A 12,482-nucleotide genomic window follows, 5' to 3' on the forward strand; every position below is an offset into this window, starting at 1 on the left:
AGATACGCAATGGATCAAACGCTGACAATCACTTTATTCACCGGACTAATGGTCACTGCCGCCTACGTTTTCGGCTCCATTAGTAGTGCGGTACTGATCTGTCGCATCGTCGGCTTGCCAGACCCAAGAACCAAAGGCTCAAGAAATCCCGGCGCCACCAATGTGTTACGGATTGGCGGCGCGGCGCCAGCTGTTGCCACCTTGGCATTCGACATTCTCAAAGGCACCTTGCCAGTCTACGGCAGTTATTTTTTAGGCTTGCCGCCATTTAGCTTGGGCTTAATAGCGATAGCAGCCTGTCTCGGTCACATGTACCCAGTATTTTTTGGCTTTCAGGGCGGTAAGGCTGTGGCCACGGCATTGGGTTCCATCGGCCCCATCGGTTGGGATATGACCGGATTGTTGCTCGGGACTTGGCTAGTTACTGCGGTGATCGGGCGCTATTCGTCACTGGCTTCACTAGTTACCGTGGTGCTGGCACCACTATATGCTTACTGGTTAAAACCTGAATACACCATTGCTGTAGTGATGCTCAGCATCCTGATGGTCGTCCGACACCGTGCCAATATCAGCCGTCTGCTCAACGGCACTGAGCCACATATTCTCGATAAGACTCAGCGCAAACGTAAAAAAGCAAAAACCGACTGATTAGGCCAACATGCTGATGACACTATACCGGCGGTAGCTGCTCCAACGGCCAACGTGGAAATACTTCAACACCAGCTTTTGCCACTTGACCGGCTTTCAAACGCTGCATACCGGCGTAAGCAATCATGGCGCCGTTGTCAGTACACAGCTCCGGGCGCGGGTAGTAAACTTTGCCGTTTCGTTTACCTAGTTCTACCTCTAGCTGGCGCCGTAACTCAATATTGGCACTGACACCGCCAGCAATAACTAGTCGATTAAGACCCGTTTGCTTTAATGCCCGGCGACATTTAATGATCAAGGTATCAATCACCGCATCCTGAAACGCATAGGCAATGTCAGCATGAGTTTGCGGGTCATTGCCATTATCCCGAATGGTATTTGCTGCATGGGTTTTCAAACCGCTGAAACTAAAATCCAACCCAGGCCTGTCCGTCATCGGTCGCGGCAACTTAAAACGACCAGGAGTGCCGTTTTGGGCCATTCTTGCCAAAGCAGCGCCACCTGGATAATCAAGCCCCAGTAACTTTGCAGTCTTATCAAACGCTTCGCCGGCAGCATCATCGATCGACTCGCCGAGTAACTGATACTGTCCGATTCCTTCTACCTTAACCAACATGGTGTGCCCGCCAGAGACTAGCAAAGCGACAAAAGGGAAATCCGGGATTTCTTGTTCCAACATCGGCGCCAACAAGTGTCCTTCCATATGATGAACAGGCACCGCCGCACAGTCCCAAGCAAAAGCTAAGCTGTTACCCAACGTCGCTCCGACCAGCAGCGCACCGATCAGCCCTGGACCAGCAGTATAAGCAACGCCATCAATCTGATCTGCGGTACAATTCGCTTCGGCCATTACTTCACGGATGAGGGGGATGGCTTTGCGGACGTGATCACGCGACGCCAACTCGGGTACCACGCCACCATAATCTGCATGTAACTTTATCTGGCTATAAATCCGATGCGCGAGAAGGCCCCGCTCATCGTCATAGACGGCGATGCCGGTTTCATCGCAAGAGCTTTCGATTCCTAGTACTCGCATGGGTTAGCCTCAAATTGGTTATCAACAACAGATACAAAACGGAGGCGGATTTTAGCCTGCGACGGATAAAGACGCAAAGGGCCTTTACAATGCCAAACGAGCGGATTACAATGCCGCACCATTTTTAGCCGAGCTCTCTTTTTTATACCATTTATCTGGTTGAGGGCTTGATTGATAAACTACTGAACATACCTTTGAGGTGATTGGCTAATGCCTGTTGTTAAAGTCCGTGAAAATGAACCATTTGACGTAGCGCTGCGTCGTTTCAAGCGTTCTTGTGAAAAGGCTGGCGTGCTGTCTGAAGTTCGTCGTCGCGAATTTTACGAGAAACCAACCACTGAGCGTAAGCGCAAGAAAGCTGCTGCTGTTAAACGCGCTCAGAAGAAAGTGGCTCGCGAAAACGCTCGTCGCATTCGCCTGTACTAATTACAGACTGAAGAACGTCTATCGTGTCTGCTTTAGTAGCTCAGATTAAAGATCAACAAAAAGATGCCATGCGCGCTAAAGATAAAGCGCGCCTTGGTGCCTTACGTTTGATTCTTGCTGAAGTTAAACAAAAAGAAGTCGACACGCGCACTGAGTTGAATGATGACGACGTCATCGCTATTTTGACCAAAATGGTTAAACAGCGAAAAGATTCAGTGACGCAATTTGAGGCAGCCGGTCGCGATGACTTGGCGTCAAAAGAAAAGGATGAAATTGTCACTATTGAGCAATTTCTTCCTCAACCTCTGAGTGCTAGCGAAGTTGATGACATCATTGACCAAGCAATTGCCCAATCCGGTGCCGCAGGCATGCAGGATATGGGTAAGCTCATGGGGTTGCTTAAGCCTCAACTTCAAGGCCGTGCCGATATGGGTGCGGTTAGTGGCAAGGTTCGCGCTAAGCTAAACGCCTAACCTGAACCCAGGCCACAAACTGTTTTCGAATAAGCCGTGCTTTTTTAAGCGCGGCTTGTTTGTCTTTATCATTTGGTTGCTGCTCCAACGGTAGAGGTGACGAACGCTGCATGGCTATACTCCGATCATTCATTGACGATTTGCTGGCTCGCACTGATATCGTCGATCTGATCGATGAGCGTGTACCGTTAAAAAAAGCCGGTAAGAACTATTCGGCTTGCTGTCCGTTTCACAACGAAAAAACCCCTTCTTTTAGCGTTTCTCCAGACAAACAGTTTTATCACTGCTTTGGTTGCGGGGCCCATGGTAATGCCGTCGGCTTTCTAATGGAATTTGATCGCCTCGAGTTCCCAGAAGCGATTGAAGAGCTTGCCCGCCAACATGGTTTGGAAGTGCAGTATGAGGAACGTTCAGGTGGCCAGCGCAAGCAACAACCCAAGCAAGTTGCCAATGACCAATACGAGCTGATGAACCAAATCAGCATGCAATACCGGCACAACTTAAAGCAACACGTCCAGGGCCCTAAAGCTGTTGAATACCTGAAAAACAGAGGTCTCACTGGCGACACTGCGAAAAAATTTGGCATCGGCTATGCCGGTGGCGAGTGGGACAACATTCTGCAAACCTTCGGAACCGACGAACAGCAACAGCGGCAACTCGTAGAGCTGGGAATGTTGATCCAAAATGACAACGGTCGACGCTATGATCGTTTCCGAGATCGCATCATGTTCCCAATCCGCGATCGCCGCGGCCGGGTAATTGGCTTTGGTGGCCGAGTATTGGACCAAGGTGAGCCCAAATACCTCAACTCGCCGGAAACGCCACTGTTTCACAAAGGTCAGGAATTATATGGTCTTTACGAGGTAAAACAGGCTCATCGCAACATCGACAGAGTGTTGATTGTTGAAGGCTATATGGATGTGGTGGCGCTTGCTCAATACGGCATTGATTACGCAGTTGCTTCACTCGGCACGTCAACCACACCAGAGCATTTACAGTTGTTGTTCCGCCAAACCCGTCATGTCACGTGTTGCTATGACGGTGATAAAGCGGGTCGTAGTGCCGCGTGGCGCGCGCTGGAAAATGCCCTCCCCTTGCTGCGCGATGGGCTCACGCTAGATTTCGTGTTTTTACCCGATGGCGAGGATCCTGACACTCTTGTTCAAGCTCAAGGCAAAGAGGCATTCGAGCAACTATTAGCGCAGGCAACACCACTATCCAAGGTATTGTTCGACCATTTACTTGCCGAGCACAATGCGGCCTCCGATGCGGGTAAAAGTGCCTTAGTTGCTGCCGCCAAACCTCTGTTGGAACAACTGCCTCCCGGTGTCTACTTCGACATCATGCAAGATCAGCTGGCGCAATTAGTCGGTATGACTCCAGAGCAATTAGGACGGCATATTCAACAGCAAGACAACCAAAGTGGTCATCAACACCAACAGCAGAAAATGACTATGACGCCTGTGCGCAAAGCCATTGCTTTGCTACTGCAGCAGCCAGAGCTGGCCAGCAAAATTGAGCCGCAACCAGAATTAGCGCATCTCGATATTGCCGGAGTCGACCTGTTTGTTGACTTATTAGTGACCGCTCGCAACTCACAGGCGGCTCATGCCGGACAATTGCTCGAACACTATCGCCAACATCCAGCATTTAAAGCACTTGCCAAACTTGCCGCGATCGGCCGCGAAGGTGTCACCGAAGATAATACCGAGTTGGAGTTTCTCGATACTTATAGCTATTTGATCGACAAGTATTTGGAGCAACGTATGGAGCAATTGTTGCTGAAAGAAAAGCAAGGCCAACTAAGCCGTGATGAGCGTCACGAATATATGACACTGCTGCAGGCATTGAAGCCCAAAACGGTGAATCAAGAATAGAAATACGGGCTGGCCGCAGAGCGTAAATCGGCGTATAATTGTCCGCTTACGTCTGCGTTCAGCACAGCATAAATTCAATATTGTTTAAGTGGAAGACTCTATGGAGCAAACCCAACAATCTCAGCTCAAACTGCTTGTTCAAAAAGGCAAAGAGCAAGGGTATTTGACCTATGCCGAAGTCAATGATCACCTTCCGGCTGATATTGTCGATTCCGATCAGATTGAAGACATCATCAGCATGATCAACGACATGGGCATCAAGGTGTTTGAATCAGCACCTGACGCCGATGATTTGATCATGTCCGAAGGCAACCAAGACGAAGATGCTGCCGAAGCAGCCGCTCAAGCCTTGGCCAGTGTTGAGTCTGAGCTCGGTCGCACCACGGATCCAGTGCGCATGTACATGCGTGAAATGGGTACCGTTGAACTACTGACCCGTGAAGGCGAAATTGTTATCGCCAAGCGAATTGAAGAAGGCATTAATCAGGTTCAAAGTGCGGTTGCTGAGTATCCTGCAACTGTTGCCCACTTGATGGAACAGTGGGACAAGTTTGAAGCAGAAGAAATTCGCTTAACCGATATCATCGTTGGCTTTGTTGATCCAAACGACGACGGCAATGCTGCTCCGACGGCAACTCACGTCGGTTCCGAGTTATCGGAAGAAGAGCTGGAAGACGAAGACAAAGATCTCGACTCGGATGATGAGGACGAGGAAGAAGTCGATACCGGCCCAGATCCAGAAGAAGCACGTGAAAACTTTGCTGCACTGCGCGATACCTTCGATGCCATGCGCGCTACGCTGGCCGAAAAAGGCCGCGATCATGCCGACACCAAAGCCAAAATTGTTGAGTTATCGGATCTGTTCAAGCAATTCCGCCTGATACCGAAGCAGTTTGACCTGTTGGTTAAAGGCATGCGTACCACCATGGATCGTGTGCGCACGCAAGAACGCTTGATCATGAAGATGACGGTTGAGCATGCCAAAATGCCGAAGAAAGCGTTTGTCAGTGCCTTTGCCAACAACGAAACTGATGGTACTTGGATTGAAGTTGCCACCAATGCTGGTAAAGATTACTCAGCCAAAATGGCCGAGCTTAAGCCAGAGCTAGAACGTTGCATTGGCAAACTGATCGCGATTGAAGAAGAAGCGAACTTGCCGATTTTGGTGATTAAAGACATCAACCGCCGTATGTCGATTGGTGAAGCGAAGGCTCGCCGCGCCAAGAAGGAAATGGTTGAAGCCAACTTGCGTCTGGTAATCTCGATAGCCAAGAAGTACACCAACCGTGGTTTGCAATTCCTTGATTTAATTCAGGAAGGTAACATTGGTTTGATGAAAGCGGTGGACAAGTTTGAATACCGCCGCGGTTACAAGTTCTCAACCTATGCGACTTGGTGGATCCGCCAGGCAATCACTCGTTCGATTGCCGATCAGGCCCGTACCATTCGTATTCCGGTTCACATGATCGAAACCATCAACAAGCTCAATCGCATTTCGCGTCAGATGCTTCAAGAGATGGGTCGCGAGCCTACACCGGAAGAATTGGCAGAGCGCATGCTGATGCCAGAAGATAAAATCCGCAAAGTGCTGAAAATCGCCAAAGAGCCGATCTCTATGGAAACGCCAATTGGTGATGATGAAGATTCACATTTGGGCGATTTTATCGAGGATACCACCCTCGAATTGCCTGCTGATGCAGCCACTTCGGAAAGCCTGAAAAATGCCACCAACGAAGTATTGGCCGGCTTAACAGCTCGTGAAGCGAAAGTATTGCGGATGCGTTTCGGTATCGACATGAATACCGATCACACCTTGGAAGAAGTGGGCAAGCAGTTTGACGTGACCCGTGAGCGTATTCGTCAGATTGAAGCCAAGGCACTGCGTAAACTGCGTCACCCAAGCCGCTCAGAACTACTGCGCAGCTTCTTGGATGAGCAGTAATAGGCGCTAGCGCTTATCGCTCAAGATTAAAAAACGCGGCCAGTGGCCGCGTTTTTTATTGTCTGCTGACTATTACTGCTACTCCGAATAAGTCACTGGTTGAATTTCGCCTCCAACACTATGAGAAAAATTCCCTGAATCTTCGGTCCGCATCCAAATGCCCTCAGATACTTCAGCTAAGTGCTCGGAATACTCAAAATCGGCCATCAGTAAACGGCTCACATATCTATGAGCACCATTGTGATTGAGTTGAATCAAGCCGTTCGACTTAATCTCCATCGAGTCATATTGCCTAAGTGCTACGCCATTTTGTTCAAAATTAAGCAGTTCGAAAACAACAAAGCGAGAAATCGTCTCAGAATAATCAATCGTGAGCAGCAACTCATCAGCACCGGTCTCGAATGACACACCGGCATATTCAATTGTTCCATCACCAGATGTAACGATACCATCGCCATCAGCATCGCCAATATCGAGTTCACCAGCCTCATTAAAATCAAGTACTTGCCCTTCGAGGGGAGTAAGCTCCATGCAATCAATCAATGCCTTTACTTCCCAACTTGTTGTATCGTCAGCCGTCTTGGCAAAGAACAAGTTCAGACTGTGGGACTCCCCCAAGCTGTCGTACACATACACTTTGTCGGTCACGCTAAATGAGTCAGTTTCAAGCTCGCAAAAGTCGACATCCACAAACGGCACATCAATGGCTGAAGAGTCCACAGGCAAACTGAATTGAGCAGTCACGCGGCTAGTCGCTTCGACAATTGATTCACCACCAAAATCAACCCGCACAGCTTTTGCTGATGCTAAAGCCTGCGATGGCACACTGCCGTCGGCATTAGCTGGCACACTCAATACATAATAGTTTTGAGGTGTGCGCAAATAACCATCATCATCAAAGCGAACGGAAATCGAGTTGGTGTAATAGAGCGTGGCTACATTGTTCGGAGTTTGTTCGCTTGGAGCGATATCAGTGAGGGTGAAGTAATCGTCGTCCCTGTGAGAGATTAATTCGAACGCCGTTCCTTCGACGTTTGTTACATTTGAAGAGTCACCGCCACCACAAGCACAGAGAGATAGGCAAATGGCAGCCGCCCAAATTCCTTTTTGCATCGTATTATCCTTAAACCAAATTGTTAGAAAAGAGCGCTGATTATCAAGCAAAACAACTTATTGACTATCAACGACTAGTACAGACCGCGGTAATTTATAGAAGTTCATGACGTCAGGTAATAACCATCAAATAAATATGGTTAATATCAAGTTGGATCACTGGCTTGTCACTCAGAGCAGCCAAGCAAATCGACCAAAGCGCGATCAACTAGCCGCACTCGGTTGGCATTTAGATGACGTTCTAGTAGCGATAAGTTAGCCACCCGAGGTGCGTTGTACAGAAACTGACAATTCAACGAGCCAAAACAAGCAACTTCAATTCATTTTCAATTAGTTAGCAGTTGATAACCTGTATCTCTCTAGCCTTTATGGAAAATAATCACGCTGAAAGTGTGTCTAATTCGACAAGAGATTACACCTTTTTACAATTTCTTAATCTTTGTATTACCAATAGCCGTTACTATGCTGTCAGATAAATCCGAGACAGATGTCCAAGGGATACAGAGTCATGAATAAAACAAAATGGATGAAGGTCGTACTTCCGATAGTGGTGCTTGGCGTTGGCGCCGCCGGTATGGCGACTATTAATGCGACTGCCGGTAAAGATGAGCAAGTAGAGCCAGTGGATACTCGCCCTTCGGTACGTGTAATGGCAGCACAGCCAACCGATTATCAAGTAACAATTACCAGCTTTGGTGAAGTTAAACCGCTCGAAAAAACCATGCTTGCCGCTCAGGTTGCAGGTGAGATCGTCAGTTGGAACCCTAACTTTGTGGCCGGCGGTTTGATTAAACAAGGTGACATTCTGTTCACCATTGAAAAAGACACTTATGAGGCTGCGTTGTTGCAAGCGCAAGCCAATTTAAGCCAAGCCAAAGCTCAGCTAATCGAAGAGGAAGCGCTGGCCAAGGTGGCAGAACGTGAGGCGGAGCGGTTGTCCGACCGTAAAGTATCTGACCTGTATCTTCGTAAACCCCAGGTAATGAGCGCCAAAGCTAGTGTTCAGTCCGCCACTGCGGCATTGCGCTTGGCACAACGAGACCTTGAGAATTGCGAGGTCAGGGCGCCCTACGATGCTCTGGTGATCAGTCGCGATTTAGGTGCTGGGCAATTCGTCCACACGGGTGATGTAGTGGCTGAATTGAGCAGTATTGAAACCGCAGAAGTGGTATTCCCCATTGCTGGTTTTGACAGCGCGTTCGTACCGGATGAGATTGAAAATCTTAGTGCTGTGGTGACCACACAAGGGCGTCGCAGCATATCGCGTAGCGCGACCATAGTCCGCGACTTAGGAGTGGTAGATAATGCCACTCGCATGAGCCACTTGGTTGTTCGCATTGATGATCCATACAGTCTCAATTCCGCAGATCCAGCGTTAAAATTCGGTAGCTACGTCGAGGTTAGCTTTGCCGGCAAAAAACTCACCAATGTATTTGAAGTGCCGCAAGATTTAGTCAGCAACCGAATCATCTGGTTGCTCGACGAACAACAACAGTTACAGCCAAGACAAGTACGTGTGCTGCGAGAAGAGGGCGAGATGTTCCTGATTGACAGTGGTCTTAATGAAGACGAACTGTTGGTGATGACACCGCCTGAGTACCCGCAAAAAGGCATGGAAGTCAAAGTCATCGAAGACGATGCCAAAGTAGCGCAGCGCTGAGGGGTTAGTGATGGATCAACAAACACCACCACAGGAAAATACCCGCTCTGGTTTGATTGGCTATTTTGCCCACAATTCAGTGGCGGCAAACTTGATGATGATTTTTATCATCATCATGGGCGTAGTTAGTTACCTGACCATACAACGCCAAATGTTTCCAAATATTGAAATCAACTACATCCATATTTACACCAACTATCCCGGTGCATCGCCGCAAGAAATTGAAGAGAGCATTCAAATTAAGATTGAAGAAGCGCTCAAGGATGTTACCGAGATTAAAAAGGGCGTGTCCCGCGCCTGGCGTAACGGTGGCCGCGTAACCTTAGAGATCTTTCCGGACAAAGATCTGCCAGAAGTGCTCGACAAAGTAAAATTGCGAATCGATGGCATTGCAACGTTTCCGGCAGATATGGAGCCCGTGACAATTTCACAAGCGGAGTTCCGCCAAGACATTATTGAAATGTCTCTGGTGGGAGACTTTCCGCTGACTGAACTCAAGCCAATGGCGCGGGAAATCAAAGACGAGCTATTGCAATTAAGCAATGTATCTTTGGTTCAACTCAGCGCCCCAGATGATGAAATCGCCATTGAAGTGCAACCCGACGTACTACGCAAATATGACTTAACCCTGGCTCAAGTTGCAGAGGCAATTCGCAAGTACTCGGCAAACTTCTCCGCCGGCCAACTGCGTACCGACTCAGGGATTATTTCTGTTCGGGTAGAAAACCAGTTCTATCGTGGCCACGAGTTCCGCAACATTCCGATTAAAATTGGCGCTAACGGTGCCAAAGTGCTGCTGAAAGACATTGCCACCATCAAAGACGAGTTTGCCGAGGGAGAGCATTACTTCCGATACAGTGGTGAAAACGCCATCTATATGTCTGTCAATGCCACTAAAGACCAAAATATGGTGCCTGTTGCCGAGTCGGTGAAGAATTTTATTGCTAAGCGCAATGAAACTCTTCCTGCGGGCATGGAGCTGAAAATTCTGGTCGATATGACCTACTACCTCAACGCTCGCCTCGACATGATGTTGAAAAACCTTGCCCAAGGTTCGGTGCTAGTCGCCATCATGCTCAGCCTATTTTTAAGATTTAGGCTGGCGTTCTGGGTCATGGTTGGCCTACCGCTTTGTTTCTTAGGAGCGGTCATGTTGATGCCTGTTTTTGGTGTCAGCATCAATATCCTGAGTTTATTCGCCTTTATCATGGTGCTCGGTATCGTGGTTGATGACGCCATTGTGATCGGAGAAAGTGCCTACACTGAGGTCGAAAAATCCGGAGGCGGAGTTGATAGCGTCGTTAGAGGGGCTCGCAAGGTAGCGACGCCAGCAACCTTCGGGGTACTCACCACCATCGCTGTGTTTGCGCCGTTTACTTTCACCAGCGGCCCAGAAGGCGCGTTCTTCTACAACATTGCCGTTGTGGTGATTCTCTGTTTGGCCTTCAGTTTGATTGAATCCAAGCTGATCTTGCCGGCTCACTTAGCCCACACCAAGTTCACGCCAATCAAACCCAACAGCTGGCGAGCTCGTTTCAATGACCGATTCTTTGGTTTTATTAACGGCCCCTACAAGAACTTTATTATTCGCTGTACCGAATGGCGCTGGCTAGTAGCGGCTAGTTTCGTTGCTTTGCTTGTTATCAGTTTTGGTCTGATGGCAGCTAACTATGTACGCTTTGTTCCTAGCCCCAAAGTTCCGCACGACTTCCCGTCAATTACCATTGAGATGAACGAAACAGTCTCTGATGAGCAAACCATCAATGCGCTTCGCACGGTAGAGTCGACCATCATGGCTATTGAGGAGCAAACCAAAGCAGACTTCGGCCAAGGCATGATCCGCGACATTCTGGCGTTTAACCAAGGCCGAACAGAAGCCAGGTTAGTGGTGCCATTGGTCGACGAAGAGCTGCGTCCGTTCGATACGTTTGAATTGGCTCGACGCTGGCGCGAGGCCATTCCTGCCATCGCTGGTATGAAGTCATTTACTGTTTATGATGACGTCAACAGTGGCGGCAACGATGGCGAATTCGGTTACCTGCTATTCGGCCCAGATATCGATACTCTCAACGCTGCTGGCCGTGAATTTATTGCCATGTTGCAGCAAAAGGATGGCTTATTTGATGTCAGCTCAACCATTGACCCGGCGTCAAAAGAAGTCCAACTCAGTCTTCGCCCAGTGGCCTATGATCTAGGGCTAGATCTGGCAATGATAGCAAGCCAGGTAGGTACGAGCTTCTATGGTGGCGAAGCCCAGCGCGTTTTGCGAGATGGCGAAGAAGTGAAAGTGATGGTGCGCTACCCTCGCCTAACTCGAGAAAAGTTTGCCGAACTGAAGTACGCCGTGATTAGAACGCCAGCTGGCGAAGAAGTCATGCTTGGTGACGTCGTTGAACTGATAGAAAAACCAGGCATCAGCTATATTCGACGTGAAGGCGGCTTCCGCAGCGTATACGTCTGGGGCAATATCGATGAAGAAGTGATCGAACCCAACCAAGTCGTTGAGGACATCAAAGAGAAGTTGCTACCAAAACTGTTGGAGGACTTCCCGAGTGTTAAAACCGAGCTTGGCGGTTCTATTGAAGAGCAGCAAGCCCAGCAAAACGAGCAAATCTTATTCTTTATTGCCGGCATGATCATGGTGTACGTGTTGCTCGCGGTGCCACTGAAGAGTTATGCACAACCGCTCATCATCATGTCGGTGATACCGTTTAGTTTAACCGGGGCAATATGGGGGCACTTCTGGTTTGGCATTGATATGAGCATGATGTCGACCTTTGGTCTCATTGCGGCAGCCGGTGTGGTGATTAATGACAGCTTAGTGATGACCGACTTCGTCAATCAACGCCGAGCCGCTGGCTACAGCATCCGCGACGCGGTAATCGAAGCAGGCTGTGCTCGTTTTCGAGCGATCACACTGACATCAATTACCACTTTCGCTGGGGTACTGCCGATTATGTTCGAAACCAGCTTACAAGCACGATTCGTGATTCCAATGGCAGTAGCTCTAGGTTTTGCGGTGATGTTTGCAACCGTCATTACCCTAGTGCTAGTGCCGTGCTTGTACCTGATTTTGGAAGATATCAGTGCACTGTTCCGCGCCGTGTTCAACCGCATATTCGGTCGCAAACCAAAATCGACCGAACAGAGCGAAGCAACGGCGCAATAGCCCAGTAACCACTGAGTAAAGCCCGCTACGATGAGCGCAATGCTGATCAGTTAAGGATCGGTTGACCGATCTTCTGAACATAGGACAATCCGGTTTCCCCTTATGGAGCCGGATTTTTTTATGTCTATTACTGCCGTC

9 protein-coding genes are annotated in these 12,482 nt (G+C 48.9%); 7 read left to right on the top strand and 2 right to left on the bottom strand.

Going from position 1 to position 12,482, the window contains the following annotated elements; all coding sequences use genetic code 11:
* Positions 1-27: 27 nt before the first annotated feature.
* Entirely contained in the window at positions 28-648 is a 621-nt protein-coding gene (plsY, locus tag CBE68_RS10865; protein WP_229744742.1) for a glycerol-3-phosphate 1-O-acyltransferase PlsY, read from the top strand.
* A gap of 22 nt (positions 649-670) precedes the next feature.
* Here the strand turns inward: plsY and tsaD are convergent, their stop codons facing one another.
* Positions 671-1,684: a tRNA (adenosine(37)-N6)-threonylcarbamoyltransferase complex transferase subunit TsaD gene (tsaD, locus tag CBE68_RS10870; protein ID WP_087506113.1), complete on the bottom strand. Its 1,014-nt coding sequence runs from the start codon at positions 1,682-1,684 to the stop codon at positions 671-673.
* 210 nt (positions 1,685-1,894) lie between these two features.
* Here tsaD and rpsU point away from each other — a divergent pair, with 210 nt between their 5' ends.
* The 4 genes from rpsU (at position 1,895) to rpoD (ending at position 6,402) form a co-directional block, all read left to right on the top strand.
* On the top strand, positions 1,895-2,110 hold the full coding sequence (rpsU, locus tag CBE68_RS10875; RefSeq protein WP_087506114.1) for a 30S ribosomal protein S21: 216 nt from the start codon (positions 1,895-1,897) through the stop codon (positions 2,108-2,110).
* A gap of 23 nt (positions 2,111-2,133) precedes the next feature.
* The gene (locus CBE68_RS10880) at positions 2,134-2,583 is read left to right on the top strand and encodes a GatB/YqeY domain-containing protein (RefSeq protein ID WP_268234481.1); all 450 of its coding nucleotides are present in this window, start codon (positions 2,134-2,136) and stop codon (positions 2,581-2,583) included.
* Between the two features lie 110 nt (positions 2,584-2,693).
* Positions 2,694-4,460: a DNA primase gene (gene dnaG, locus CBE68_RS10885; protein WP_087506115.1), complete on the top strand. Its 1,767-nt coding sequence runs from the start codon at positions 2,694-2,696 to the stop codon at positions 4,458-4,460.
* Positions 4,461-4,560: 100 nt separating this feature from the next.
* Entirely contained in the window at positions 4,561-6,402 is a 1,842-nt protein-coding gene (rpoD, locus tag CBE68_RS10890; RefSeq protein WP_087506116.1) for an RNA polymerase sigma factor RpoD, read from the top strand.
* Between the two features lie 78 nt (positions 6,403-6,480).
* Here rpoD and CBE68_RS10895 read toward each other — a convergent pair whose 3' ends face one another.
* Complete coding sequence (locus CBE68_RS10895) at positions 6,481-7,515, bottom strand: flagellar hook-basal body complex protein (protein WP_087506117.1); 1,035 nt, start codon at positions 7,513-7,515, stop codon at positions 6,481-6,483.
* 508 nt (positions 7,516-8,023) lie between these two features.
* Here CBE68_RS10895 and CBE68_RS10900 point away from each other — a divergent pair.
* Both CBE68_RS10900 and CBE68_RS10905 read left to right on the top strand, forming a co-directional pair.
* On the top strand, positions 8,024-9,175 hold the full coding sequence (locus CBE68_RS10900) for an efflux RND transporter periplasmic adaptor subunit (protein WP_229744741.1): 1,152 nt from the start codon (positions 8,024-8,026) through the stop codon (positions 9,173-9,175).
* A gap of 10 nt (positions 9,176-9,185) precedes the next feature.
* Positions 9,186-12,344, top strand: coding sequence for an efflux RND transporter permease subunit (locus CBE68_RS10905; RefSeq protein WP_087506118.1), 3,159 nt, complete (start codon positions 9,186-9,188; stop codon positions 12,342-12,344).
* Positions 12,345-12,482: the final 138 nt, after the last annotated feature.

It is taken from the genome of Neiella marina (assembly GCF_002165625.1).
Taxonomy (GTDB): domain Bacteria; phylum Pseudomonadota; class Gammaproteobacteria; order Enterobacterales; family Neiellaceae; genus Neiella; species Neiella marina.

Coding starts and splice junctions, on each gene's coding strand:
- CBE68_RS10900 (WP_229744741.1), top strand. CDS start 8,024: ATGAATAAAACAAAATGGATGAAGGTCGTACTTCCGATAGTGGTGCTT.
- CBE68_RS10895 (WP_087506117.1), bottom strand. CDS start 7,515: ATGCAAAAAGGAATTTGGGCGGCTGCCATTTGCCTATCTCTCTGTGCT.
- CBE68_RS10905 (WP_087506118.1), top strand. CDS start 9,186: ATGGATCAACAAACACCACCACAGGAAAATACCCGCTCTGGTTTGATT.
- dnaG (WP_087506115.1), top strand. CDS start 2,694: ATGGCTATACTCCGATCATTCATTGACGATTTGCTGGCTCGCACTGAT.
- tsaD (WP_087506113.1), bottom strand. CDS start 1,684: ATGCGAGTACTAGGAATCGAAAGCTCTTGCGATGAAACCGGCATCGCC.
- rpsU (WP_087506114.1), top strand. CDS start 1,895: ATGCCTGTTGTTAAAGTCCGTGAAAATGAACCATTTGACGTAGCGCTG.
- rpoD (WP_087506116.1), top strand. CDS start 4,561: ATGGAGCAAACCCAACAATCTCAGCTCAAACTGCTTGTTCAAAAAGGC.